21 protein-coding genes and 1 riboswitch are annotated in these 25,070 nt (G+C 53.9%); of the genes, 14 read left to right on the top strand and 7 right to left on the bottom strand.

Features of this window, described 5'->3' with window-relative positions:
- Positions 1-11: 11 nt before the first annotated feature.
- A complete protein-coding gene (locus tag VF709_RS19715; RefSeq protein WP_003862516.1) occupies positions 12-434 on the bottom strand; it encodes a DUF1249 family protein in 423 nt (140 codons plus the stop codon).
- On the bottom strand, positions 431-1,063 hold the full coding sequence (nudF, locus tag VF709_RS19710) for an ADP-ribose diphosphatase (RefSeq protein WP_013098743.1): 633 nt from the start codon (positions 1,061-1,063) through the stop codon (positions 431-433). Before nudF ends, VF709_RS19715 begins: the two co-directional genes overlap by 4 nt.
- 203 nt (positions 1,064-1,266) lie before the next feature.
- Here nudF and tolC point away from each other — a divergent pair, with 203 nt between their 5' ends.
- The 3 genes from tolC to VF709_RS19695 all read left to right on the top strand — a co-directional run bounded on the left by tolC (position 1,267) and on the right by VF709_RS19695 (position 4,752).
- A complete protein-coding gene (gene tolC, locus VF709_RS19705) occupies positions 1,267-2,733 on the top strand; it encodes an outer membrane channel protein TolC (protein WP_020689478.1) in 1,467 nt (488 codons plus the stop codon).
- Positions 2,734-2,923: 190 nt separating this feature from the next.
- Positions 2,924-3,589, top strand: a complete 666-nt coding sequence (locus VF709_RS19700) for a DUF1190 family protein (protein ID WP_013098745.1) — start codon at positions 2,924-2,926, stop codon at positions 3,587-3,589.
- A 2-nt stretch (positions 3,590-3,591) separates the two neighbouring features.
- Positions 3,592-4,752: a glutathionylspermidine synthase family protein gene (locus tag VF709_RS19695; RefSeq protein WP_149896638.1), complete on the top strand. Its 1,161-nt coding sequence runs from the start codon at positions 3,592-3,594 to the stop codon at positions 4,750-4,752.
- Positions 4,753-4,835: 83 nt separating this feature from the next.
- Here the strand turns inward: VF709_RS19695 and ygiD are convergent, their stop codons facing one another.
- The gene (gene ygiD / locus VF709_RS19690) at positions 4,836-5,624 is read right to left on the bottom strand and encodes a 4,5-DOPA dioxygenase extradiol (protein WP_149896639.1); all 789 of its coding nucleotides are present in this window, start codon (positions 5,622-5,624) and stop codon (positions 4,836-4,838) included.
- 196 nt (positions 5,625-5,820) lie between these two features.
- Here ygiD and zupT point away from each other — a divergent pair, with 196 nt between their 5' ends.
- From zupT to VF709_RS19645, 9 genes are all read left to right on the top strand, one after another.
- On the top strand, positions 5,821-6,594 hold the full coding sequence (gene zupT / locus VF709_RS19685; RefSeq protein ID WP_013098748.1) for a zinc transporter ZupT: 774 nt from the start codon (positions 5,821-5,823) through the stop codon (positions 6,592-6,594).
- 424 nt (positions 6,595-7,018) lie between these two features.
- Positions 7,019-7,594: a fimbrial-like protein gene (locus VF709_RS19680; RefSeq protein ID WP_013098749.1), complete on the top strand. Its 576-nt coding sequence runs from the start codon at positions 7,019-7,021 to the stop codon at positions 7,592-7,594.
- A gap of 78 nt (positions 7,595-7,672) precedes the next feature.
- Complete coding sequence (locus VF709_RS19675) at positions 7,673-10,195, top strand: fimbria/pilus outer membrane usher protein (RefSeq protein ID WP_440232193.1); 2,523 nt, start codon at positions 7,673-7,675, stop codon at positions 10,193-10,195.
- A gap of 15 nt (positions 10,196-10,210) precedes the next feature.
- Entirely contained in the window at positions 10,211-10,945 is a 735-nt protein-coding gene (locus VF709_RS19670) for a fimbrial biogenesis chaperone (protein ID WP_149896641.1), read from the top strand.
- Positions 10,946-10,947: 2 nt separating this feature from the next.
- The gene (locus VF709_RS19665; protein ID WP_047351838.1) at positions 10,948-12,009 is read left to right on the top strand and encodes a fimbrial protein; all 1,062 of its coding nucleotides are present in this window, start codon (positions 10,948-10,950) and stop codon (positions 12,007-12,009) included.
- A gap of 214 nt (positions 12,010-12,223) precedes the next feature.
- Complete coding sequence (locus VF709_RS19660; RefSeq protein ID WP_038983453.1) at positions 12,224-12,781, top strand: fimbrial protein; 558 nt, start codon at positions 12,224-12,226, stop codon at positions 12,779-12,781.
- A 76-nt stretch (positions 12,782-12,857) separates the two neighbouring features.
- Positions 12,858-15,293, top strand: coding sequence for a fimbria/pilus outer membrane usher protein (locus tag VF709_RS19655; protein ID WP_187171024.1), 2,436 nt, complete (start codon positions 12,858-12,860; stop codon positions 15,291-15,293).
- Positions 15,294-15,302: 9 nt separating this feature from the next.
- On the top strand, positions 15,303-16,058 hold the full coding sequence (locus VF709_RS19650) for a fimbrial biogenesis chaperone (RefSeq protein ID WP_095440037.1): 756 nt from the start codon (positions 15,303-15,305) through the stop codon (positions 16,056-16,058).
- The gene (locus tag VF709_RS19645; RefSeq protein WP_045902673.1) at positions 16,042-17,100 is read left to right on the top strand and encodes a fimbrial protein; all 1,059 of its coding nucleotides are present in this window, start codon (positions 16,042-16,044) and stop codon (positions 17,098-17,100) included. Before VF709_RS19650 ends, VF709_RS19645 begins: the two co-directional genes overlap by 17 nt.
- Positions 17,101-17,145: 45 nt before the next feature.
- On the opposite strand, the gene ribB is transcribed toward VF709_RS19645, so the two are convergent.
- Positions 17,146-17,799: a 3,4-dihydroxy-2-butanone-4-phosphate synthase gene (gene ribB / locus VF709_RS19640; RefSeq protein ID WP_008502964.1), complete on the bottom strand. Its 654-nt coding sequence runs from the start codon at positions 17,797-17,799 to the stop codon at positions 17,146-17,148.
- A 106-nt stretch (positions 17,800-17,905) separates the two neighbouring features.
- Positions 17,906-18,056: riboswitch (FMN riboswitch) on the bottom strand.
- Between the two features lie 121 nt (positions 18,057-18,177).
- Between ribB and ubiK the strand changes: the two genes are divergently transcribed.
- A complete protein-coding gene (gene ubiK, locus VF709_RS19635; RefSeq protein WP_020689465.1) occupies positions 18,178-18,474 on the top strand; it encodes a ubiquinone biosynthesis accessory factor UbiK in 297 nt (98 codons plus the stop codon).
- Positions 18,475-18,548: 74 nt separating this feature from the next.
- Here the strand turns inward: ubiK and hldE are convergent, their stop codons facing one another.
- The 3 genes from hldE to VF709_RS19620 are packed head-to-tail and all read right to left on the bottom strand — an operon-like array spanning position 18,549 to position 24,198.
- Positions 18,549-19,979: a bifunctional D-glycero-beta-D-manno-heptose-7-phosphate kinase/D-glycero-beta-D-manno-heptose 1-phosphate adenylyltransferase HldE gene (gene hldE / locus VF709_RS19630; protein WP_013098758.1), complete on the bottom strand. Its 1,431-nt coding sequence runs from the start codon at positions 19,977-19,979 to the stop codon at positions 18,549-18,551.
- 40 nt (positions 19,980-20,019) lie between these two features.
- A complete protein-coding gene (glnE, locus tag VF709_RS19625) occupies positions 20,020-22,878 on the bottom strand; it encodes a bifunctional [glutamate--ammonia ligase]-adenylyl-L-tyrosine phosphorylase/[glutamate--ammonia-ligase] adenylyltransferase (protein WP_440232205.1) in 2,859 nt (952 codons plus the stop codon).
- A gap of 18 nt (positions 22,879-22,896) precedes the next feature.
- Positions 22,897-24,198, bottom strand: coding sequence for a CYTH domain-containing protein (locus tag VF709_RS19620; RefSeq protein WP_038420611.1), 1,302 nt, complete (start codon positions 24,196-24,198; stop codon positions 22,897-22,899).
- A 238-nt stretch (positions 24,199-24,436) separates the two neighbouring features.
- Here VF709_RS19620 and VF709_RS19615 point away from each other — a divergent pair, with 238 nt between their 5' ends.
- Positions 24,437-25,057 (top strand): TIGR04211 family SH3 domain-containing protein, encoded by a 621-nt coding sequence (locus VF709_RS19615; protein WP_013098761.1) that lies wholly within the window; start codon positions 24,437-24,439, stop codon positions 25,055-25,057.
- The last annotated feature ends 13 nt before the right edge of the window (positions 25,058-25,070 follow it).

The following is a 25,070-nucleotide window of genomic DNA, read 5'->3' as shown; positions in this document are numbered from 1 at the left end:
GGTTTATGACGCTAACAAACCGGAATCGCCATTGCTCCATGTGCTAAACAATATCTTAGCCAGTCGGCTAAAAACTGGTTAATTTGATGCTTTTCGTCGCGTTGATGCAACTTTTTATTCGGGTAATCATACCGCGCTTTAAAACGAAAGATCTGCTGACTTGAACACACTTCAGCGACCATCGCGTCGTGGTAGAGCCGCACCGTCATTGACGGCAGGCTCCAGTAGCTAATGCTGGGTGCCGTTTGTTCGATTTCCACCAGCGTAGTGTAGCGCGTTGATTCTGTTATCGTTAATCGATACTGCGCGTTGCTCACCTGATAGCTTACCGTTTCGCCGGGTGCGTCGTTTCTCGGCAGCAGGCGGCGCAATTGTGCGAAATTGGTTTCGCACAGGCGCATCATTTCTGGGAAGTCAGGTGTATAACGCTTCATTTTTTCCACTCGTTTCGTAATGTCTGATAATGCAGTTGCAGCCATTGCAGGGCGATGACAGACGCTGCGTTGTCGATTTTCCCCTCTTCTACCCACTGGTAAGCCTGCTCCCGACTCACCACATGAACCCGAATATCTTCGTTTTCATCTGCCAGACCGTGGATCCCATCCGCGGTCGTGGCGTCCACTTCGCCCACCATGATGGACAAGCGCTCGCTGGTGCCTCCCGGACTGGCCAGATAGCTGAGCACCGGTTTTGTGCGGCCAACGATCAGCCCCGCCTCTTCCAGCGCCTCGCGGCGGGCAACGTCTTCAACCGACTCGCCCTCTTCGATCATGCCGGCGACCATCTCCAGCAACCACGGGCTTTCACTGACGTCATACGCCGCGATGCGAATCTGCTCAACCAGTACGACTTCATCACGCACTGGGTCAAAGGGTAGCAAGACTGCTGCATGCCCGCGCTCAAAAATTTCGCGCCTGATTTCGCCGCTCATCTCACCGTTAAACAGGCGATGCCTGAAACGGTAAAGTTCCATTGAAAAAAAACCGCTATAAAGCGTTTCTCGTGCAATAATTTCTACATCGTTTTTGGCGAATGTCACGGGCAACTTATCTGGTTTTTGCATGAGTCGAGTCCTGGTAGCAATGGTGATGAAATTATGAATTTCAAGGCTGTTTGGCTGCCGTTTGTAAGGCTATATGGTAGATTGGTGCAAATTAACGCCACATGGCACATTACGCCAACCTTTTGGTGTGGATGATTCTGTTAGAATCGGCAATTATTTTTAATTAGATCAGCGCTAATACTGCTTCACAACAAGGAATGCAAATGAAGAAATTGCTCCCCATCCTTATCGGCCTGAGCCTGACGGGCTTCAGTGCAATGAGCCAGGCGGAAAACCTGTTACAGGTCTACCAGCAGGCACGTCTGGGCAACCCTGATTTACGTAAATCAGCGGCCGATCGTGATGCTGCGTTTGAAAAGATTAACGAAGCGCGTAGCCCACTGCTGCCGCAGTTAGGTTTAGGTGCAGATTATACCTACAGCAACGGTTTCCGCGACGCTAACGGCGTTAACTCCAATGCTACCAGCGCCTCACTGCAATTAACACAGACGCTGTTTGATATGTCCAAATGGCGCGCACTGACCCTGCAGGAAAAGAGCGCGGGTATCCAGGATGTGACCTATCAGACTGACCAGCAAACGCTGATCCTGAACACGGCGACTGCGTACTTCAACGTGCTGAGCGCGATTGACTCGCTCTCCTATACTGAAGCGCAGAAACAGGCAATTTACCGTCAGTTAGATCAAACCACCCAGCGTTTCAACGTGGGCCTGGTCGCCATCACTGACGTGCAGAACGCCCGTTCACAGTACGACAGCGTACTGGCCAACGAAGTGACCGCGCGTAACAACCTCGACAACGCGCTGGAATCTCTGCGTCAGGTCACCGGTAATTACTATCCAGAACTGGCCTCCCTGAACGTAGATAACTTCAAGACCGATAAGCCGCAGGCGGTGAATGCCCTGCTGAAAGAAGCGGAAAACCGCAACCTGACCTTACTGCAGGCGCGTCTGAGCCAGGACCTGGCCCGCGAGCAGATTCGACAGGCGCAGGATGGCCACCTGCCAACCCTGAGCCTGAGCGCCTCCACCGGCGTGTCTGATACCAGCTACAGCGGTTCTAAAACCAACACCGCCCAGTATGACGACAGCAACCAGGGCCAGAACAAAGTCGGCCTGAGCTTCTCACTGCCGCTGTATCAGGGCGGTTTGGTGAATTCTCAGGTGAAACAGGCGCAGTACAACTTTGTTGGCGCAAGCGAGCAGCTGGAAAGCGCCCACCGCAACGTGGTGCAGACCGTGCGTTCGTCGTTCAACAACGTGAACGCTTCTATCAGCAGCATCAACGCGTATAAACAAGCCGTTGTGTCTGCCCAAAGCTCCCTGGATGCAATGGAAGCCGGTTACTCCGTCGGTACCCGTACGATTGTTGACGTGCTGGACGCGACCACCACGCTGTATAACGCGAAACAGCAACTCTCCAGCGCACGTTACCAGTACCTGATTAACCAGCTGAACATCAAGCAGGCGCTGGGTACGCTGAACGAGCAGGACCTGCTGGCGCTGAACAATGCGCTGGGTAAACCGGTCTCAACCTCGCCGGACAGCGTGGCACCGGAGAACCCGGAGCAGGTTGCTGCGGTTGATAACTTCAACGCTAACAGCAGCGCGCCTGCTGCACAGCCAGCGGCTGCGCGTACCAACACCGGCAGCAATCCGTTCCGTCACTAAGAGTGTCATCAGGCCCACTGCGGCCTGATGCTCTCACCCCAGCCCTCTCCCACAGGGAGAGGGAGCATCTGAATCACATCCGAACGTAAGCCAACGTAAAGATCCCCCTGATTCCGACCCTCTTCGCTTCATTTTCAACCACTCATCCTCTATCCTGAGCGTTATAACCACTGGGTCCTGGAAGACAAATATGAAACGGACAAAATCCATAAATCACGCTTCGTTCCGCAAAAGCTGGAACGCGCGTCACCTTACCCCTGTTGCGCTGGCGGTCACCGCTGTCTTTATGCTGGCAGGCTGTGAGAAAAGCGATGAAACGGTCTCTCTGTATCAAAATGCGGAAGACTGTTCAGCCGCAACCGGTAACGCGGCAGAATGTAAGACCGCCTATAACAACGCCCTGAAAGAAGCGGAACGTACCGCACCGAAATATGCCACACGCGAAGACTGCGTGGCAGAGTTCGGTGAAGGCCAGTGTCAACAGACACCGGCTCAGGCGGGAACGGCGCCAGAAAATCAGGCGCAGGCTCAGTCCAGCGGTAGCTTCTGGATGCCACTGATGGCCGGCTATATGATGGGCCGCCTGATGGGCGGCGGGGCGGGTTACCAGCAGCAGCCGCTGTTTAGCTCGAAAAACCCGGCCAGCCCGGCCTACGGCCAATACACCGATGCCAGCGGCAAAGGCTATGGCGCAGCAACGCCTGGCCGCACCGTGACCGTACCGAAAACGGCGATGGCTCCGAAACCGGCTACCACCAGCACCATCACCCGCGGCGGGTTCGGTGAATCTGTGGCGAAACAGACCAGCATGCAGCGCAGCGCGACGGGTACGTCAACTCGCTCAATGGGCGGCTGATCATGGAACGAGTCAGTATCACCGAGCGCCCGGACTGGCGCGAAAAAGCGACCGAATACGGTTTTAACTTCCACACCATGTATGGCGAGCCGTACTGGTGTGAAGACGCTTACTACAAACTGACGCTCGCCCAGGTGGAAAAACTGGAGGCGGTGACGGCAGAGCTCCATCAGATGTGCCTGAAGGTTGTCGAGAAAGTGATCGACAGCGACGAGCTGATGGCTAAATTCCGCATTCCGAAGCACACCTGGAGCTTTGTGCGCCAGTCGTGGAAAACCAGCCAGCCCTCGCTCTATTCTCGCCTTGATCTGGCGTGGGATGGCGTGGGTGAACCTAAGCTTCTGGAAAATAACGCCGATACACCAACCTCTCTGTATGAAGCGGCCTTCTTCCAGTGGATCTGGCTGGAAGACCAGATGAACGCCGGAAACTTGCCGGAAGAGAGCGACCAGTTCAATAGCCTGCAGGAAAAGTTGATTGAGCGTTTCGCCGAGCTGCGTGAACAGCACGGTTTCAACCTGCTGCATCTCGCCTGCTGCCGTGACACGGAAGAAGATCGTGGAACGGTTCAGTATCTGCAGGATTGTGCTGCCGAAGCGGAAGTCGCCACCGAGTTTCTCTATATAGAGGATATCGGTCTGGGCGAGAAAGGTCAGTTTACTGACCTGCAGGATCAAGTGATCAGCAACCTGTTCAAGCTCTACCCGTGGGAATATATGTTGCGTGAGATGTTCTCCACCAAGCTGGAAGACGCTGGCGTGCGCTGGCTGGAACCGGCGTGGAAGAGCATCATCTCCAACAAAGCCCTGCTGCCGTTGCTGTGGGAAATGTTCCCGAACCACCCGAACCTGCTGCCAGCATACTTTGCGGAAGATGATTATCCGCAAATGGAAAAATATGTCGTGAAGCCAATTTTCTCCCGCGAGGGGGCAAACGTCTCCATTATCGAAAACGGTAAAACGCTGGAAGCGGTTGAAGGGCCTTACGGCGAAGAAGGAATGATCGTCCAGGCGTTTTATCAGCTGCCGAAATTTGGCGACAGCTATACGCTGATTGGCAGCTGGCTCATCAACGATCAGCCTGCCGGGATTGGCATCCGCGAAGATCGCGCGCTGATCACGCAGGATCTGTCACGGTTCTATCCGCACATCTTCGTCGAATAAGGCTTGCCCGGTGGCGCTACGCTTACCGGGCCTACACGCGAGATGTAGGCCGGGTAAGGCGAAGCCGCCACCCGGCATGTTTTTTACCCCACCTGCACCGACAGCATACTCAAACTCCCCATCTCAATACCGTCGACCGGGATCGTCACCGGTTCCTGACCATCCCACGCGCCAAGAACGTACAGTAGCGGCAGGAAGTGTTCCGGCGTTGGGTTAGAGAGCGAACCGCCTTCGTGATCCAGATAGTTCACCAGCGGATGCTGCTCAACCGGGCCTTGCCAGGTCAGATTGTCTTTGACGTAATCGTTAAAGGACGTTGCCCATGGGTAAGGCGTATTTTCACCGTGCCAGCGCGCCGTGCGCAGGTTGTGTACCACGTTACCGCTTGCCACCAGCATAATGCCTTCATCACGAAGCGTAGCCAGCTTGCGGCCCATCTCCATGTGCCAGGCTGCCGGTTTAGTGCTGTCGATACTCAACTGCACCATCGGGATGTCGGCGTCCGGGTACATTTTTATAAGCACGCCCCATGAGCCGTGGTCAAAGCCCCATGCCTCTTTATCCAGCGCGATCGGGACAGGTGCCAGCAAATTCACCAGCTTCTGTGCCAGCTCGGGCGAGCCGGGGGCCGGATAATGCGTGTCGTACAACGCCTGCGGGAAACCGCCAAAATCATGGATTGTTTTTGGCGCCTCCATGGCAGTTACGCCAGTGCCACGGGTGAACCAATGTGCAGACACCACCACAATCGCCTTCGGACGCGGCAACATCTCGCCCAGGTGACGCCACGTGCGGGTGTAGACGTTGTCTTCCAGAACGTTCATTGGGCTACCGTGGCCTAAAAACAGTGCTGGCATACGTGAAGAAGTCATGGTGATATCCTTACAGAAGGTGTCAATTTGATGGTGCTACATTACGCTTAACACGACAAAGATGAACGCAGATAAGCGTGAAGATCATCATCAGGAAATTTGAATGTAAGGAATATGTAAAACAGAGGTTCCCCTCTCGCTTTGGCCAACGTGAATTATTAGTATTAATGAGAATCATTATCACAAGGAGCATTGCATGTCCGTCCCCTTGATCCTGACCATCCTGGCGGGTGCCGCCACCTTTATCGGTGCGATCCTCGGTGTGCTTGGTCAAAAGCCGTCTAACCGCGTGCTGGCCTTTTCACTGGGATTTGCTGCCGGCATTATGCTGCTCATCTCTCTGATGGAGATGCTGCCTGCCGCACTGGGCACAGAAGGCATGTCTCCGGTACTGGGTTATGGCATGTTTGTGTTTGGTCTGCTGGGCTATTTTGCCCTCGATCGCATGCTGCCCCATGCACATCCGCAGGATTTGATGCAAAAAAGCGTCGCGCCGGTGCCGCAAAAGATTAAACGTACTGCCATCCTCCTGACGCTCGGCATCAGCCTGCACAACTTCCCGGAGGGTGTCGCGACCTATGTCACCGCCAGCAGCAATCTGGAGATGGGTCTGGGTATCGCGCTGGCGGTGGCCTTACACAATATTCCTGAAGGGCTGGCCGTTGCCGGGCCGGTTTATGCCGCCACGGGATCAAAACGCACCGCCGTGTTCTGGGCCGGGATATCGGGAATGGCGGAAATTCTCGGGGGCGTACTGGCGTGGCTGATACTGGGAAGCCTGGTTTCACCGGTGGTGATGGCCGCCATTATGGCCGCGGTTGCGGGGATTATGGTGGCGCTGTCGGTTGATGAACTGATGCCGCTGGCGAAAGAGATCGATCCTAACAACAATCCGAGTTATGGGGTGTTGTGCGGAATGTCTGTAATGGGATTAAGCCTGGTGTTGTTACAAACGGCGGGTATTGGCTGAACGGTTGCGCTTCCTTATTTGAGGGAGCGCAATTTCTTTTAATGTCAGTGAATGCCAACTATCAGTATTAATGATATAAAGTCCGGCACCATACTTTCTAATCGCCATAGAATTCACTTAAGAAATATTATTTATAACTATTCCCCGTAAAATAATTACCGCTTCGTGTATTTAAAAAAACTCAAAAGATTGATGTCAATCACTATTTAAACCGAGCATTCTGGCTGTTGAGCAACAGCATTTTTCCCATTTATAATTTCAAATGATTTATTAATAGCCTCTAAATTCCCCATTTAGAAATACTCACGAGATGAACCATATTGCGACTGGTATATTTCGACCGCTTTAATGAAATAAAAGTGTTGCAATATTAATTCATTAAAATTATTGCGCCATCCACTCTTAGATAAAGGATTATATCTTAATGTTTAACAAGACTATTCTGGCAGTTGCGACAACTGCATTGCTTTCTGGTCTGTCATTTACTGCTATGGCAGCAGATAACCAGGGCTCGGGGAAGATCACGTTCACCGGTGAAGTTATCAGTGCGCCTTGCTCTATCACCCCGGGAGATGAAAATCAGACGATTGAATTAGGAGAAGTCGCGGATAGCGTGCTGAACAGCGGTAAAAACTCGCTGCCGGTTGACGTGAATATCCACCTGCAGGATTGCATTCTCTCTTCTACCACCGGACAAACCACCACCACGATCGACAAAGTGAAGGTCACCTTTGCCTCCGCCAGTACCGATTCGACCGACACCAGCCTGATGAAAAACACGCTTGATGGCAACATCGGCGGTGCAACAGGTGTGGGCGTTCGCTTGCTGGATAGCGGCAGCAATAAAGTCACGCTGGGTACGCCGATTGAAGTGTCATTCCCTACCACAAATGCCTATCAGGAACTGAACTTCAAAGCCCGCATGGAACCGGTAGCTGGCAGCCAGGCTACCCCGGGTAACGTTCAGGCCCAGGCGAACTATATCCTTGAATATAAGTAATTTGATTGCCGTCTGAAAACGTAGCCGATGAAGGACTCATCGGCTTTTATGCCTTCTTTTTAAAAGCGAAACGGATTTATGCTAAAACACTCAGCGCATCAACTCTCCCGCCTCTCTGCTTTTATAAAGTATTCGCTGAGTGCCACACTTTACTCAGCTTTATTCGTGTTGCCTGTCTCCGCGGTTGAATTCAACACAGATATGATTGACGTTGAAGACCGAAGTAATATTGATATTTCCCAGTTTGAGAAAAAAGGCCACATCGCGCCGGGTAGCTATCTCGTCCGCATTCAGGTCAATAAAAACACGTTGCCTCAATCCGCAACAATGGAGTGGATCGCAACGGAAAACGAAAGCGGTTCGCAAATTTGCGTGAATGCCGGGCAGTTATCCGCTTTCGGACTGAGCACCGATTTTATTTCGCGGCTCCATTATTCTCAGGGCGGACGTTGCCTTGATCTTTCGGCTGTTCCTGAGCTGGGCTTTTCCCTTAATAAAGGGACGATGGTGCTTTCCGTCACCGTTCCCCAGGCATGGATGAAATATCAGGCGAAGAACTGGACGCCGCCGGAATATTGGGATGAAGGCATTGCGGGTGTTTTACTTGATTATAATCTCTATGCCAGCCAGTACGATCCGCACGGGGGCGATGACAGCCAGAATATCAGCGCCTACGGCACGCTCGGGTTTAACCTCGGCGCGTGGCGTCTGCGTTCAGATTATCAGTATAACAAAAACTTTCGTCACGGTGAGTCTACAGGCAGCGACAGCAGTCTGGCACGGACCTATCTCTACCGCCCTATCCCTTCGCTGTCATCAAAAGTGACGCTGGGGCAATATGATCTAAGCTCAGATATTTTTGATACCTTCCACTTTACCGGTGCCTCACTGGAAAGTGATGAAAGTATGCTGCCGCCTGATTTGCAAGGTTATGCACCACAAATTAGCGGCATCGCGCAGACCAATGCCAAAGTGACCGTCTCCCAGTCTGGCCGCGTTCTTTATCAAACAACCGTCGCGCCGGGCCCGTTCACCATTTCAGACCTGGGTGAAACCTACCAGGGACAGCTGGATGTGGTGGTCGAAGAGGAAGATGGGCGCAAAACCACCTTCCAGGTGGGTTCATCCTCAATCCCCTTCCTGACCCGAAAAGGCCAGGTGCGCTATAAAACATCCATCGGTAAGCCCACCGCTACGGGCCATAACGACATCAATAACCCGCTTTTCTGGACAGGTGAACTCTCGTGGGGCTGGCTGAGTAATGTGTCACTGTATGGCGGCACCCTGCTGACGGCGGATGATTATCAGGCCATGACCACCGGTATCGGCTTCAACCTGGATTCGTTCGGCTCGATCTCTTTTGATGTGACGGGCGCCGAGGCCACGCTCCATCAGGGAAAAAATGAGACACAGCGTGGGTACAGCTATCGCGCCAACTACGCAAAACGTTTTGAGGCGACCGGCAGCCAGATCACCTTCGCAGGTTATCGATTCTCGGATAAAGAATATGTCTCAATGAGCGAATATCTCGCCTCCCGGGACGGAGATACCTCAACGACAAACGAAAAAGAGAGTTATGTTATCTCCTTCAACCAGTACCTTGATTCGCTGGCATTAAATACCTATCTCAACGTCACCCGTAACACCTACTGGGACAACAGCAGCAACACAAACTACTCCTTTTCGCTGAGCCGCAATTTTGATATCGGCAATATAAGAGGTTTATCCGCATCGCTGGCGCTAAGCCGCGTGCGCTGGGATGACAGCGACGAAAACCAGGTCTATTTCGCCTTCACCCTCCCGCTGGAGCAAAGTCGTAGCATTATGTACAGCTACCAGCGATCGGGCGGCGACAGCGCGTCTCATATGGCTTCTTACTATGACGCCTCCGATCGCAACAATACGTGGAATCTCTCGGCCTCTACGACGGAAGACGATTTGCGCGAAGGCGAACCGTCATTGCGCGGTGGATACCAGCACTATTCTCCTTACGGGCGTCTCAATCTTTCAGGAAGCGTTCAGCCCAACCAATACCGTTCGATCAGCGCGGGCTGGAACGGCTCGATCACCGCCACGCGACATGGCGTAGCCCTGCATGATTACAGCCCGGCCAATAACGCCCGCATGATGATCGATGCCGATGGCGTTGACGGAATTGAGGTCAACAGCTCGCGCACGCGCACTAACGCATTCGGTATTGCTGTCGTCCCCTCACTCAGCAACTACACCACCTCCACGGTGCGCGTTAACAGCAACACGCTGCCTGATAGCGTGGATATAGCAACCTCCGTTATTCGCACCACGCTGACGGAAGGTGCCATTGGTTACAGCAAGCTGAACGCCACCACGGGCTACCAGATTGTCGGCATTATTCGACAGGAAAACGGTCAGTTCCCTCCTTTGGGCGTCAGTATCGTCGACAGCGCTACGGGTAAAGAGGTCGGTCTGGTTGCCGAAGAAGGGTTCGTTTATCTCAGCGGGATTCAGGAAAACAGTACGTTACGTCTCACCTGGTCTGACAAAGCGTGTGAAATCACGCCGCCGAACCAAAGTAACCTTAACGGTGACGCTATATTTTTACCTTGTAAAACAGTGCATTAATTCAGGATGAATAAAATGAACATCACGATGATTTCAAAAGGACTTATCTGTTTCCTTGGCACGTGCAGCTTTGCCTGGGCCACCGTATCGCCCGACAGAACACGCATCATTTTCAACGCCTCCGCAAAAAGCGTGTCGGTCAGACTGATAAACCAGAGTAAAACCGATCCTTATCTGGCTCAGTCATGGATAGAGGATAAAGAGGGTGAAAAAACGCGCGAGTTTATCTCTCCTGTTCCGCCACTGTTGCGTATCGAGCCGGAGGAACAGGCGCAGGTTCGCCTGATGGCGCAGCAAAACCTCAGCCGACTTCCAGCCGATCGAGAGTCGCTGTTTTATTACAACATGCGGGAGATCCCACCCAAATCCGAGCAGAAGAACGTGATGCAAATCGCCATGCAAAGCCGCCTTAAACTGTTCTGGCGGCCAAAAGCCATTGAGCTTAAGGAGGGCCAGTTTGTTCCGCTGGATAAAGTGGTTATATCCCGCGCTTCGGGTACGCTGCAGTTTAAAAACAGCAGCCCCTATTACATCACCGTGGGCTATATCGGACTGAACGGTAAAACCTTATTGCCGGGCGCAGAGAGCGTAATGATTGAGCCGTTTGGTCAGGCCAGCCAGTCACTGGCTAAGCTGCCCGCTGAATTTCAAGTCGGGTATATCAGCGATTATGGCGGTCTGGAAATGTTTAAGGTGAGTTGTAACGCGGTGCAACCTGCCTGCCAGAGCAAACCGGTGAATAAGGGATAATGATGAAAAAAATATATCTCGCGGTGATTGCCCTTTTATGTTTGTTCTCATCCTCCGCATGGGCGATGGACTGTTACAAAGATTCATTGGGCGGTCAAAGTCTGGTCACAACAACGCTCCCGACGTTCACGGTCCCAGCCAACGCCCCAGCCGGACAAAAAATTTGGGAAAGCGGTGATTTGCTGGTGACGGTATATTGCGATCACGCCACCCGCGACAGTACAAAACCTGTCTCGCAGGATCCCTGGAGTGAACACGTTTATGCCTATATCCTGGACAGTTTTCATAACACCGATAGCCTGATGACCAACAATCCCTATCTGGCGTTTGGCGTAACCTATAACGGTATTGACTATGACATCCCCGATATCAAAATTGATACGGGAGCCTGCCTTGATAAGCAGGATGATAAGTGGGGTGACTACAAGGAAGCAGCCTGCAATGGCGTCACAATTCAGAAAAACATCACATTTAGCGTGCGCTTTCGTCTCTACGTGAAGCTAAAAGCGATACCAAAAGAGCAGTTTGACTATACCTTTCCCTCCGTCACCGTACTGACGTTTGACGGTTCAGGCGGAATCAACACGCTTCCAAAAGCAAAAAACTTGCATTACGACATTACCGGGCTGTCAAATATTCACTTCCTGGACTGCGGTGTGGATATCCGGATCTACCCTGAAAATCAGATTGTGAATTTTGGCCAGTTTACGGAGAGCGCAGTCAACGCCAACGCCGTCACCTCACCGTTTAGCATTTCGACAATCCGGGATGCCACTGCTGGCTGTTCAGAACAATTTGACGTGACGACCAGCTTTTACACCACCGATACGCTCTACGATAATACGCATCTGGACATGGGAAATGGTTTACTCATGCGTCTCATTGATAAAACCAATGGCGACGTGACGTACAACCAGTATCTACCTTTTGCAACCTATCACCCTGATGATACGGAGACGACGCTGACGCATGACTATACGGCGGAGCTAACCCGTAAACCTGGTGAAGCCGTTATTCCTGGACCATTCAGTAAAGACATTATTGTCAAAATAAATTATCAATAATTGATCAAAAAGCAGACCAGCATTTTCTTTTGGTCTGCTTATTTAGCCCCTCGCCCTCTTTTTTCTACGTAAGCCATTCACTTCAATAATTAATAAACGCATACTTAAAGAGTCTTTAATTATTTTTTAATCACGTATTGTTACAATTAGTTTTAGAATACAACCGCCTCAAACATCAATATCTCTTAAATATTATTCATAACAAGGATATTTCATGCGAAATATTTCAAAAACACTTTTGGCGGTTGCTTTAGGCTCTTTTATCTCTGGCAATGCACTGGCAAGCGATCAGGGCTCCGGTAAAATCACCTTTAAGGGCGTTATTATTGACGCACCATGCAATATTGCACCAGACAGTATTGATAAAGAGATTGAACTTGGCCAGTTCACCACGGCGGTGATGAATGTGAATAAAAAATCCACGGCGGTACCGGTTGATATCAACCTGGAAAACTGCCAGCTTGACGCTGCAGATGAAACCGCAACACCCGTCACCAAAGTGGACGTAACCTTCAGCAGCACCGCTACCGACGCAACCGATACCAGCCTGATGAGCAACACCTATGCGGGCGGCGCGCAGAACGTGGGCGTTCGTTTACTGGATAATGCAGAGACCCCTATCACGCTTGGTACGGCTCAAACTGTCGATCTTTCTGCGGGTTCAGCGACCCAGACGCTGCACTTCAAAGCGCAGATGGAAGTGGTCGATGGTAAAACAGCAACGGCAGGCCAGGTCGAATCTACCGCGAATTACGTCCTGTTGTATAAATAAGCCCATACCGTTAATTATATTTCGGCTGGCAATATATTTGCCAGCCATTGCCGTAATTTTATTTGAGAGCTGAATGATGAAATACAGTGCATTTTCGATCATCATTGCTGGCTTTCTTACGCCTCTTCCACTGGCCGCCGTTGAATTTAATATTAACGCTATCGATAAAGATCAGCGCGGCAATGTTGATTTATCCCAGTTCAAAGATAAGAACCACGTTGCGCCGGGTCATTATTTCGTTAACGTTGCAATTAATAATACGCCACTCGCTAGCGGCTGGCAGTTAGCCTGGTATAAAAAAGACGATACAACGGAAGTCTGCATTCCGTCCGATCTGGCGGACACTTTTGGTCTGGACGATAAATACCGCAGCATGCTGACGGTTAACGCGGGCTGTGTCGACTTTTCCCCGCTACCGCAGGTTCGTTTCGAGTTTATTCAGGCGACGCAAACGCTGGAAGTCACCCTACCTCAGGCCTGGCTACAGTACCGTTCCACCAACTGGATGCCGCCCGCGACCTGGGACAACGGTGTTTCAGGCGTGCTGCTGGATTACAATTTGTTTGCCAGCCGCTATCAGCCAGATGAGGGGTCAAGCAGCGATAACGTCAATACCTACGGGACCGCTGGCGCCAACCTGGGCGCCTGGCGACTGCGGGGAGATTATCAGTACGCCCTTAACCGTACGGAAGGGAGGTCGCAGAGCGACGGGCGCCTTTCTCGCGCCTACCTTTTTCGTCCTCTGCCTGCACTTGGCTCCAAGTTCACGCTGGGTGAGTCAGATTTTCAGTCGGATATTTTCGACGGATTTTCCTACACCGGAGCCTCACTTATCAGCGACGAGCGTATGCTTCCCTGGTCTCTGCGCGGCTACGCGCCACAAATTTCTGGTATTGCGCAGACGAATGCCACCGTGACCGTCAGCCAGGCAGACAGAATTATCTATCAAACCAAAGTCCCACCGGGCCCTTTCGTCATCCAGGATATCAACCAGTCCGTACAGGGAACGTTGGACGTCACCGTCGCCGAAGAAGACGGTCATACCAGCACCTTTCAGGTTTCTGCTGCCTCTGTGCCTTTCCTGACGCGACAAGGCCAGGTTCGCTATAAGCTGGCGGGCGGTAAACCCCGTCAGGACAGCTCGCATCAGGTCGAAAACGAGGCCTTTTTAAGCAGCGAATTCTCCTGGGGCGTCCTGTCCCGGACCTCCCTGTACGGTGGGATCCTGAACAGCGGTAATGATTACCGCGCGCTGGCGGCTGGTATCGGGCAGAACATGGATATGCTGGGCGCGCTGTCATTTGATGTCACCCAGGCCAGCAGCCATCACGAGGGGGAAGCAAAGCAGACGGGATACAGTTACCGCATCAACTACAGCAAGCGTTTCGACACCACCGGGAGTCAGCTCACGCTTGCCAGCTACCGCTACTCCGACAGCCGCTTTCTCAGCTATGCCCGCTTTCTTGAAAAAGACCAGGATAACGCGGAAACGGAAAAACAGACGCTAAGCATCACTGCCAGCCAGTACATCCCCGCCCTGTCGCTAAACCTTTACCTTGGTCTGCTGCGCCAGACCTGGTGGGACAGAGCCCCCTCTACCACCGGCACGCTCACGGCAGGATACAACTTCGACCTTGGCCGCTGGAAAAATCTTGGCGTGACGGCCTCATGGAGCAAAACACATTATCAGGATCAAGGCGATGACACGCAGGTTTACTTCTCTTTAAGCCTCCCCCTCGATCCGGATCATCGCCTCAATTACGATCTGAGAAACAGCGACACGACGCGTCAAACGCTCTCCTGGTATGACTCTTCAGACAGTAACAATACCTGGGGGATATCCGCTGGTACCGAGAGCGAAAAAACTGACGCCGGGGCGCAAGTCAGCGCCAATTATCAGCACTATGCCGGGACGGGAGATCTGAACCTGTCCGGAAGCTACAAGGCCCATGACTACCGTTCCGTCAGCGCGAGCTGGAACGGCTCGTTTACCGCAACCGTCCACGGGGCGTCGCTTCATCGCCGGAGCTACGGCAACGAACCGCGCGTGATGGTCAGCACGGAAGGGATCGGCAATATACCGCTGAATATGTCCCGCGATACCACCAACATGTTTGGTATTGGCGTCCTGCCCGCCTTTTCGAGCTATATGCCCGCCAGCGTACAGGTCAATCTGAATAACCTGCCAGAGGGTGTCGATGTCGATAACCACGTCATTCGCTCCACCTGGACCGAGGGTGCAATCGGTTATCGGCTGATTGCCTCCCGTCAGGGTCAGGATGTTGCCGGGATCGTGCGTACCGCCAGCGGCACGCCGCCTCTCGGCGCCCAGGTGCGTGAGCAGGATTCAGGCAAAGAGGTGGGCATTATCGCCCAGGACGGACATATCTGGCTGGGGGCGGTAAAAGCTGAACAGCACTTTATCGTCACCTGGGGATACGATCAGCAGTGTCATTTCTCCCTGCCAGCCTCTCTTGACAACACCACGCAGCTGATGCTGCCCTGCCAGTAACTTATCACTATGAAATCATACGTTTATTTAGCAGCACTCCTGTTTTGTGGCTCCGGCGTCTCGCAGGCGGCAATTAACCTGGACAGGACGCGCATCGTCTTTGCCGAAAGAGATAAAGCCAGCAGCCTGACCATTGAAAACCAGAGCAAATCGCTTCCCTATCTTGCCCTCGCCTGGGTGGAGGATCGGGACGGGCGCAAAGAGGACACCCATTTTATGGTCCTGCCGCCTATTCAGCGCATTGAACCCGGCGCCTCGTCACAGGTGCGGATCGTGAAACAGGCCGCGACGCAACAGCTGCCTGAGGATCGGGAAACGCTATTTTATTTCAATCTGCGTGAAGTGCCACCCAAAAGCGGGAGCCTGAAAGAGGAGCGCAGCGTCATGCAGGTGGCTATGCAGAGCCGCATAAAGTTGTTCTGGCGGCCGGAAAGCATTCGTAAAAAATCAGGTGAAGAGACGGAAATGCAGCTGTCGGTGACGCTGTCAGGCAAAACCATGCGCCTGAAAAACCCAACGCCCTATTTCATTACGCTGGCGTGGCTGAGCAATAACGGAAAAACCATGATACCAGGCTTCGACAGTCTGATGATTAGCCCGTTTGCGACCAGTACGCTGACGCTGAGTGAAACAGAAGGAACGGGCTACAGCATAGGTTATATTGATGATTATGGTGCGCTACGCAAGGTCAATTTAACCTGTACCGGGTCAACACCATGCACGCTAACGCCGCGCAAGGCAGGGCAAAATGCGACATCTCGCTAAGCTTTTCCTTTTCATGCTGGTGATGTGTCCCCTTAAGCAGGCGCTGGCGCTGAACTGCTACCTTGGCACACAAAATGGTCCGGTGGAGCAAACCAAAACGGTGTCAGAATTCTCCATTCCCAGTACAGCAAAAGTTGGGCAAAAGATTTGGGAATCCAGCGATATCAAAATCCCCGTGTATTGCGACAGAAATACCGCGTCAAATCATGAGAACGAAGACGTCTTCGCCTGGGTGAACCCTTATCCGTCGGTGTCGGATCCTTACTACGAGCTCGGTGTGACCTACGAGGGTGCAGATTACGATGCCATCGGGCAAACCTACGGCGTGGATACCCGTCAGTGTCTGGACAACAACAGCCTGAGCAAATACACAGCCGAACAGCTAAAAGCGATGGGCTGGGAGAAATACATCTGTTCGGGGAATGCGTGGGATGTACATACCTCACGAACCTTTGCGGCACGCTTCAGGCTGTACGTTAAGCTCAAAGCGATACCGCCTCAGGGCTACGTCAGCACGCTTGGTGATTACATCGTCGTGCAGTTTGACGGCAAAGGCGGCGTAAATGCGCTTCCTGATGCCAAAAACCTCAAATACCACATTAACGGGCTGGAAAACATCAGGGTACTGGACTGCGGAGCGACGTTCAGTATTTACCCTGAAAATCAGGAGATCGACTTTGGCACCTTCAGCGCACGTGACATCGTCAATCAGGGCACGCGTACGCGAACGTTCTCGGTTAAAACCAGTAAAGTACAGGATGCGCAGTGTTCAGACGGATTTAAGATCGACTCGTCGTTCTATACCGATAGCGAGCTGACGGCCAATGATACGGCGTTGCTGATTGGTAATGGCCTGAAGCTGCGCATTCTTAACGGCACACAGCCCTACACCTTCAATCAGTATGACGAGTACGCTGATTTTACCGGTTCGGTGCTGCATTTCGAGACCACGTACACCGCTGAGCTTTCACGTGCAGAGGGAAAGGGTATCGATTCTGGCCCTTTTGAAACGGTCGTGCTGTTTAAAATTAACTATCACTAGAGACAAAAAAGCCGGGTTTCCCCGGCTTTTTCATTCGTGCACCGTTCAGCTGGCTTTGCGCTCGTGCGCCTGACGGTACTCGATCAGATCTTCAATTGTCACCACCGGCATGTTGTGCAGGCGTGCAAAGGTGATGCACTCTGGTGCGCGCGCCATGGTGCCGTCATCGTTGGTCAGTTCACACAGTACGCCTGCAGGTTTGAAACCTGCCAGCGTCACCAGATCGATGGTCGCTTCAGTGTGGCCACCACGGGTCAGCACACCGCCCGCCTGCGCACGCAGCGGGAAGACGTGGCCAGGACGGTGCAGGTCGGATGGCTTCGCGTCATCGGCAATTGCTGCACGGACGGTAGTCAGACGGTCAGCCGCGGAGACACCGGTGGTCACGCCATGCGCGGCTTCGATGGTCACGGTAAAGCCGGTACCAAAGGCGCTGGTGTTGTTTTCGACCATCATCGGCAGCTCGAGCTGCTTACGGCGGTCTTCGGTAATACACAGGCATACGATGCCGCTGCCGTGACGGATGGTCAGCGCCATCTGCTCAACGGTCATGTTTTCGGCGGCGAAAATCATGTCGCCTTCGTTTTCACGGTTTTCATCGTCAAGCACCATCACGCCGCGGCCTTCGCGCAGGGCATCCAGTGCATGTTCAACACGTTGAGTTGAAGTGCCAAAAGAGGAAAGTAGCGTCTGATTCATGGTAAAAAAACCTCATTAACATTATGGTTACCAGAATCAGGGCAGTCTTAGGAGCGCCGTATAAGCGGCAAAAAGATAACGTGAGCGGGCCCATGCCCGACTGGATCGTTACTCTCTCCCATCCGGACTTTAACCGTCGGCCCCGGAATTACACCGGATCTGCTGACCTTTGAGAGTTCACCCAAAGCGCTCGCGGGCTTTCAGCATGACGCTGATTTACCGCCGGTGGGGAATTTCGCCCCGCCCTGAGAATAAGCGAGATAACTATAACGCTATTGATTAACCTGGGCAATGCATAAGCTTCAAACAAATCTGCTTTATCCTGGAGCATGACGCGCTACAATGTTCATCAACACCGTCTTATCAAGGGAAGCCACTATGATTGACCCGAAGAAAATTGAGCAAATTGCGCGTCAGGTTCATGAGTCCATGCCAAAAGGCATTCGTGAATTTGGTGATGACGTTGAGAAGAAAATCCGCCAGACGCTGCAGGCGCAGTTAGTTCGCCTTGATTTAGTGAGCCGCGAAGAGTTTGACGTGCAGACACAGGTTCTGCTGCGCACCCGTGAAAAGCTGGCGCTGCTGGAACAGCGTCTTACCGAGCTGGAAAACCGCAATACCCCGGAAGAAGTGAAGCCGGCACCAGCGATACCGCCGGTGGATGACCAAGAGTAAGTGCGGCCTGATGCCCTCACCCCAGCCCTCTCCCACGGGGAGAGGGTGAAATAACGGGCCAACTGGCCCGTTTTTTACTGACTGTCTTTCTGGATCTTTTTAATGATGTTGGTGGTTGAACACCCGTCCTCAAAGTTGAGCACCATCACTTCACCGCCGTTGGCCCAGACCTCTTCGCTGCCCGCGATTTGCTCCGGTTTGTAATCGCCGCCTTTCACCAGCAGGTCCGGCAGAATGCCTGCAATCAGGCGCTGAGGCGTGTCTTCTTCAAACGGCACAACCCAGTCCACCGCTTCCAGCGCGCCGAGCACAATCATACGCTGCTCCAGCGGATTCACCGGACGCGTTTCGCCCTTCAGACGTTTGGTCGAGGCATCGCTGTTCACCGCCACAATCAGACGATCGCCCAGCTTGCGTGCATTCGCCAGATAAGAGACATGGCCCGCGTGCAGAATGTCGAATACGCCGTTGGTCATCACCACTTTCTCACCGCGTTTACGCGCGGCGGCAACGGCCACTTTCAGCTCTTCTTCCGTCATGACGCCAAAACCGGTATCGGCGCGGCCGCGCACAGCGTTTTCCAGTTCGATTGGCGAAACGGTAGAGGTCCCGAGTTTACCGACAACCACGCCCGCCGCGGCGTTCGCAAAGTAGCACGCTTCTTCGAGGGAGTTACCCGCCGCCAGCGTTGCCGCCAGCACGCCAATCACCGTATCACCGGCACCGGTCACGTCATAGACTTCCTGCGCCTGGGTTGGCATATGCAGCGGCGCCTTGCCCGGCTGCAGCAGCGTCATTCCCTGCTCGGAGCGGGTCACCAGCAGTGCAGACAGCTCGAAGTCAGCGATGATCTTCATGCCGCGCTCGACGATCTCCGCTTCCGACTTACACTTGCCCGCCACCGCTTCAAACTCAGAAAGATTAGGCGTCAGCAGCGTTGCGCCGCGATAGCGCTCAAAGTCAGTGCCTTTCGGATCGATCAGTACCGGCACATTGGCTTTACGCGCCAGCTGGATCATCTGCTGTACGCTTGCCAGTGCCCCTTTGGCATAATCAGACAGTACCAGCGCGCCGATATTGCCCAGCGCCTGATTAATGCGCTCGTGCAGCGGCTCAGGATCCACACCCTCAAACCCTTCTTCAAAGTCGAGGCGGATCAGCTGCTGGTTACGCGACAACACGCGCAGCTTGGTAATGGTCGGGTGCGTCGGAACAGAAACGAAATCGCACTTCACGTTCACGTCCGCCAGCGACTTGCTCAGCGCGCGCGCCGCATCGTCGATACCGGTGAGGCCCACCAGACGCGAATGCGCGCCCAGAGAAGCAATGTTCATCGCCACGTTTGCCGCGCCGCCAGGACGCTCTTCAATGGTATCGACCTTAACGACCGGTACCGGTGCTTCCGGGGAGATACGGCTGGTCGGCCCATACCAGTAGCGATCCAGCATCACATCGCCGACAACCATAACTCCAGCACGTTCAAACTCTGGCAGTGTTACTTTCATTCCTGACTCCAGAAAGATTCACAATTTGCGCGCGATGATATCACACTTGTTTTGTTACGCACGGTTCCACCAGCCACTTCTGCCAGCTCGCTTTCACCTGGTCGCGTTCACGGGTAAAGCAGTCGAGCGCCACGTGGCCCGGCTGTTCCTGCAAGGCGAGGTGGTGCAACTCATCGCGCAGCGTGGTGTAGGCGCGGGTTAAAGCCTGCGCCTCCTGCTCATCCATGATGTCGTTTTGCGCAAGCAGCTCCAGAATGCGCACATTATCAGACCAGCGGGTCAGCTTCGGCTTGTCATGCGCGTGCAGGAGCACCAGATACTGGGTGATAAACTCAATGTCGGTAATGCCACCCTCATCGGCTTTAATATCAAACCGATCGCGGTGTTTATTGCCCAGATGCGCACGCATTTTTTCACGCATTTCGCGCACTTCGGTCTGCAACTTACTGCCTTCACGCGGGGTGGTCATCACCGCTTTACGAATGGCATCAAACTGCGTTTTTAACTGCGGATCGCCATACACCACGCGGGCGCGCACCAGCGCCTGATGCTCCCACGTCCAGGCTTCGTTTTTCTGATAATCGGCGAAGGATTCCGTTGAGGTCACCAGCATGCCAGCCGCGCCGGACGGACGCAGACGGGCATCCACTTCGTACAGAATGCCTGATGACGTGCGGGTGCTGAACAGGTGCATAATGCGCTGGGCCAGACGCAGATAGAACTGGCGCCCGTCAATTTCTCGCTCGCCGTCGGTCATCACGTCGGCCGGGCAGTCGTGCAGGAAGATTAAATCCAGATCGGAGCTGTATCCCAGCTCCCACCCGCCGAGCTTGCCGTAGCCCACCACGGCAAAACCGCGGCCTTCTCGTTCAGCAAGATGTTTTGGCTGACCGTAACGCGCCACCATCAGGATCCACGCCTGATGCACCACCGCATCGATGATCGCTTCCGCAAGCCAGGTTAAGTGATCGCTCACTTTCATCACCGGCAGCGTTTCGGCAATATCCGCCGCCGCGACGCGCAGCATCTGGGCCTGTTTGAACTGGCGCAGCGCTTCCAACTGCTGCTCTTCATCTTCTTCCGGCACGCGTAGCAGATACTGGCGCAACTCATCTCGGTAGGCATCGGTCGCCGTCGGCTGATAGAGGGTATTAGGATCGAGCAGTTCATCCAGCAGCAGCGGATAACGCGCCAGCTTGTTGGCCACCATCGGTGACGCCGCGCAGAGCGTAATCAGGTGCTTCAGCGCCCCCGGGAATTCGCTCAGCAGTTCAAGATAGGTGGTACGCGTAATAATGCCGCTCAGCAGCGGCATCATGCGGGAAAGCGGCACCGGGGCGTCGGCACGGGAACAGACATCGCTCAGCAGGTGCGGCATCAGGTGATCCAGCACCTGACGACCACGCGGACCTATGGCACGCTTGTTGAGTTCGAGGCGGAAATCGGCGATCAGCGCCACCACCCGATGGCGATCGTCGTCGCTCAGGTGCGCCAGCACGGGCGTAGTGTCATCTTCCTGCAGGGCATCCTGCCACAGTTCACGCCAGTGTTCAGAGAGCGTATCGTCCTGCGATTCGCTTTCATCATCGCCAATCAGCTCGTTAAAGATACGGCGCACGCCTGCCATATGCGCCTCCAGCCGTTCGGTCAATGCGGCCCAGTCGTCCACGCGCATGCCCCACGCCAGACGCGCCCGGTTCAGGTCATCCCCCGGCAGGGTCTGGGTTTGCTCGTCATTGATGCTTTGCAGCAGGTTTTCCAGACGACGCAGAAACAGGTATGCCTCACGCAGGGTTTGCGCGTCCCCCTCTGGCAGGAGATGGAGTTGCTCAATCGCCGACAGCGTCGGGATCAACGAGCGGGATTGCAACGACGGCTCGCGACCACCGCGGATAAGCTGGAAGACCTGGACAATAAACTCGATTTCACGAATGCCACCCGCGCCGAGCTTAATGTTATCTTTCAGCCCACGACGGCGTACCTCACGGGCGATCATCCCTTTCATGTTACGCAGGGACTGGATCACGCTGAAGTCGATATAGCGACGGAACACAAACGGACGCAGCATGGCGCGTAGTTCGTTGGCGTAAGCGTCGTCGCTGTCACCCATGATCCGCGCTTTGACCATCGCGTAACGCTCCCAGTCGCGCCCCTGCTCCTGGTAGTAATCTTCCAGCGCCGCAAAGCTCAGCACCAGTGGGCCGCTGTCGCCAAACGGACGCAAACGCATATCCACGCGATAGACAAAACCGTCTTGCGTCGGCTGATCCAGCGCCTTGATCAGACGCTGGCCAAGACGGGTGAAGAACTGGGCATTGTCCAGTTCACGACGGCCTCCGCGCGTGGAGCCGTTCTCCGGCCAGGCAAAAATCAGGTCGATATCGGAGGAGAAGTTCAGCTCGCAGCCACCCAGCTTGCCCATCCCCAGAATCAACAGCGGCTGAGGAACCCCTTCCTCGCTGCACGGCGTGCCCCACTCTTTACAGCAGGCGGCGTAAAGCCAGTCTCGCGCAGCGACAATCAGCGTCTGCGCCAGCTCGCTCAACTGCTGAAGCGTGCTCTCTTCGCTGACCAGCTCAAGCGACTGCGCCCAGGCAATGCGCACCATCACCCGGCGGCGAAACTGGCGCAAAACGCGCATCAGCGTGGCTTCATCCGCCACCTCAGCCAGCGCGCTTTGCAGCCAGCCTGCATAATGCCGCCACTCGTCAGCCTGCGGCGGGGCGTTTTCAAGCTCCACCAGCCAGTCCGGGTTAGCAGTAATACTTTCCTGCACAAAATCACTGAACGTGAGCACGCACTTTGCCTGCTCGCTTAACGATGACGCCGGTAATGACTCAGGCAGACGTTCGCAAACGGTCTGCCACTGCTGCTGTAACTGCGAAGAAAGCGGCATTATAGGGGTTCCTTGCCAGAGTTAACGTTTTCCGCTGTGCAGCCAGAATGGCTCCTGCGAAATGGCCTCGTTGCGGAAATGCTCAATCTCAATATGCTGACGGGTTTCGATGGCATGTTTCAGCCCCTGCCAGTTTTCCAGCCATGCCTGCGTTTTGACGTCATCATAGGCGCCCGACAGCAGTAGCATGCAGTCGATGTTGCGCGTCAGACGGATCAGCTGGTCGCCGTACTGGTCACCCAGCGGATAAGCAAAGGTGGTTTTCAGCTCTGCGGCATGGCGGGAGAGGTGGATATCCGCGAAACGTTTAAAGTTTTCTGCGATTTTTGTCTGGGCTTTCGCGTCCAGGAAGGTGCGCCAGCCGCGCGTCACCAGAAACTCTGTCAGCGCCAGTTTGGCGGCCGCGGTTTGCGGGCTGTAGATCGCCGTTTGCGCAGACACATCAGAGAGCATCAGCGCTTCAGTTTGCGTCAGCAGATCGCGTAAGTGAGCACTTGCTTTGCGAGGAACGATGCCGCCAAACAGCATCAGGGTATGACGAACCAGACCGATGGCGGCCAGGACGTGGGCTTTTGCGTTTTTCACATTACGCACCCAGAGCTCTTCGTGGTACTGCCACTGCGAAAGCGCCAGCTCCAGAGCCGCCTCCATGCCCTGCTCAACGCTGGCTTTTGGGGCTACGCGCAACACAGGGGTCTCTTTCAGCACCCGTGGCGCATTCCCGGCGGCCAGATGATATCCGCGGGCGGCTTTGCTGAGGCTGCCCTGACGTAAGCCTGACTGACTCACTAGCTTACGCGCCAGCTTCAGCACATCGTTCGTCTCGCCTTCCAGCAGTTCAAGCTCCAGTTCGCAAATTGGCTCCTGGTATTCCCCCGCTTTCACCTCGCCCAAATCAAGGGCGATTTCAATGCGGCTTTTGCCTTCCGTTACCAGCCATTTCTCGCGCCAGAAATCAGTGCTGAACAGCGGCTGCACCTCTGCTGCCAGGGTGGATGGCAGTTCGCCGTTTGGCCACACTTCTGCCGGAAAACGTTCCAGCTCAAGTTCTGGCTGATTGATGTCGATATTGTATTCGGGGCGCTGATGCAAACCGCCCACAACGCGACCGGCGATTTTCATCGTCATCTCGTAGCGCCCGTTCGCGCCGCGGATGCGCAAGCCCATATCATGACGACGCAGCCAGTTGTCCGGCGTTTCGTAATAGATATTGAGCAGCTGTACGGGTTCATGGTGTTCGCCGGACAGCGTTTGCAGATGCTGGCGGAGCGCGTCAACGCTGTCTTTTTCGACGATAAACTTTAATTCGATCTCTTGTGCCATAGCCTTGTACTTTTGCGTGCGTCACAGACGCGTCGATGAAGGCGAACTTCCTCGCCATTTGTTTGTCAGTACATAGTATTTTGCGCCAAATTGCCACGCAATGAGCAATTTGACGGGCGTAAAAAGTTTGCAGCGGCGGCGATCGGGACACAGATGATTCTGATTGATGACGAATCCTTTGCGTAGAGACACTGATGCCACTACTATCGTTCCACTATTTATGAAAATAACGACTGATATGCTTAAATTACGCCTGATTGGACTTACTTTACTCGCTTTTAGCGCCGCGACTGCGGTCCACGCTGAAGAAAAGCGTTACGTTTCTGACGAACTGAATACCTGGGTACGTAGCGGCCCCGGAGATAATTATCGCCTCGTGGGTACGGTAAATGCCGGCGAGGAAGTCACCCTGTTACAGACCAACACCGAGACCAATTATGGTCAGGTTCGCGACAGTTCCGGCCGTACCTCCTGGATCCCCCTGAAAGAGCTGAGCACCGTGCCAAGCCTGCGCACCCGCGTGCCCGATCTGGAAAACCAGGTGAAAACCCTCACCGACAAGCTGAACAACATTGACGGTACCTGGAACCAGCGCACCGCTGAAATGCAGCAGAAAGTCGCGCAGAGCGACAGCGTGATTAACGGTCTGAAAGAAGAGAACCAGAAACTGAAAAATGAGCTGATTGTGGCGCAGAAGAAGGTGAATGCCGCTAATCTGCAGCTCGATGACAAACAGCGCACCATCATCATGCAGTGGTTTATGTATGGCGGCGGCGTGCTGGGTGTCGGCCTGGTGCTGGGTCTTGTTCTGCCACACCTGATCCCAAGCCGTAAACGTAAAGACCGCTGGATGAACTAATTCGTCTTCTCTG

The organism is Enterobacter sp. Lyrl_3, from assembly GCF_051948675.1.
GTDB classification, from domain to species: Bacteria; Pseudomonadota; Gammaproteobacteria; order Enterobacterales; family Enterobacteriaceae; genus Enterobacter; species Enterobacter cloacae.
Note: the sequence above shows the minus strand (reverse complement) of the source record. Positions and strands in the feature narration are given on the sequence as shown.

Bases quoted from the DNA above. Each gene is read 5' to 3' on its own strand.
- VF709_RS19715 (WP_003862516.1), bottom strand. From the start codon at position 434: ATGAAGCGTTATACACCTGACTTCCCAGAAATGATGCGCCTGTGCGAA.
- nudF (WP_013098743.1), bottom strand. From the start codon at position 1,063: ATGCAAAAACCAGATAAGTTGCCCGTGACATTCGCCAAAAACGATGTA.
- tolC (WP_020689478.1), top strand. From the start codon at position 1,267: ATGAAGAAATTGCTCCCCATCCTTATCGGCCTGAGCCTGACGGGCTTC.
- VF709_RS19700 (WP_013098745.1), top strand. From the start codon at position 2,924: ATGAAACGGACAAAATCCATAAATCACGCTTCGTTCCGCAAAAGCTGG.
- VF709_RS19695 (WP_149896638.1), top strand. From the start codon at position 3,592: ATGGAACGAGTCAGTATCACCGAGCGCCCGGACTGGCGCGAAAAAGCG.
- ygiD (WP_149896639.1), bottom strand. From the start codon at position 5,624: ATGACTTCTTCACGTATGCCAGCACTGTTTTTAGGCCACGGTAGCCCA.
- zupT (WP_013098748.1), top strand. From the start codon at position 5,821: ATGTCCGTCCCCTTGATCCTGACCATCCTGGCGGGTGCCGCCACCTTT.
- VF709_RS19680 (WP_013098749.1), top strand. From the start codon at position 7,019: ATGTTTAACAAGACTATTCTGGCAGTTGCGACAACTGCATTGCTTTCT.
- VF709_RS19675 (WP_440232193.1), top strand. From the start codon at position 7,673: ATGCTAAAACACTCAGCGCATCAACTCTCCCGCCTCTCTGCTTTTATA.
- VF709_RS19670 (WP_149896641.1), top strand. From the start codon at position 10,211: ATGAACATCACGATGATTTCAAAAGGACTTATCTGTTTCCTTGGCACG.
- VF709_RS19665 (WP_047351838.1), top strand. From the start codon at position 10,948: ATGAAAAAAATATATCTCGCGGTGATTGCCCTTTTATGTTTGTTCTCA.
- VF709_RS19660 (WP_038983453.1), top strand. From the start codon at position 12,224: ATGCGAAATATTTCAAAAACACTTTTGGCGGTTGCTTTAGGCTCTTTT.
- VF709_RS19655 (WP_187171024.1), top strand. From the start codon at position 12,858: ATGAAATACAGTGCATTTTCGATCATCATTGCTGGCTTTCTTACGCCT.
- VF709_RS19650 (WP_095440037.1), top strand. From the start codon at position 15,303: ATGAAATCATACGTTTATTTAGCAGCACTCCTGTTTTGTGGCTCCGGC.
- VF709_RS19645 (WP_045902673.1), top strand. From the start codon at position 16,042: ATGCGACATCTCGCTAAGCTTTTCCTTTTCATGCTGGTGATGTGTCCC.
- ribB (WP_008502964.1), bottom strand. From the start codon at position 17,799: ATGAATCAGACGCTACTTTCCTCTTTTGGCACTTCAACTCAACGTGTT.
- ubiK (WP_020689465.1), top strand. From the start codon at position 18,178: ATGATTGACCCGAAGAAAATTGAGCAAATTGCGCGTCAGGTTCATGAG.
- hldE (WP_013098758.1), bottom strand. From the start codon at position 19,979: ATGAAAGTAACACTGCCAGAGTTTGAACGTGCTGGAGTTATGGTTGTC.
- VF709_RS19620 (WP_038420611.1), bottom strand. From the start codon at position 24,198: ATGGCACAAGAGATCGAATTAAAGTTTATCGTCGAAAAAGACAGCGTT.
- VF709_RS19615 (WP_013098761.1), top strand. From the start codon at position 24,437: ATGCTTAAATTACGCCTGATTGGACTTACTTTACTCGCTTTTAGCGCC.